At 50.0% G+C, this 318-nt stretch carries 1 protein-coding gene; it reads right to left on the reverse strand.

Going from position 1 to position 318, the window contains the following annotated elements; all coding sequences use genetic code 11:
* Positions 1–318: transposase (locus AB4167_RS21125; protein WP_372136974.1), on the reverse strand; the 318-nt coding region annotated here is incomplete at both ends.

Genomic DNA, 318 nt, shown 5'->3' on the forward strand with positions numbered 1-318 from the left:
TTTCACATTCGGCAGTGCCGCTTCGGGTGAGTCAGCGCCTGAGCAGTAGAGCCACATATAACACTGCTTCTCTTCTTTGAGCACATTGAGCGGCGTTTCATCCGCTTGAACCACCACTTGTTGAAGTAGGTGCTCTTTCAAGGCGGCATACAGCGGGGCGAACTTCTCACTGACTTGGATGACCCACCTAGCCATGGTGGTACGTGATAGCTCGATACCCGACTGGGTAAACAGCGATTCTTGACGATAAAGTGGCATCGCGTATTGGTATTTTCCAAGAATGATGTTGGTCAGCAAACTTTCTGTGGCGAAGCTTTT

The sequence above is a fragment of the Vibrio sp. 10N.286.49.E11 genome (assembly GCF_041469505.1).
GTDB classification, from domain to species: Bacteria; Pseudomonadota; Gammaproteobacteria; order Enterobacterales; family Vibrionaceae; genus Vibrio; species Vibrio crassostreae_C.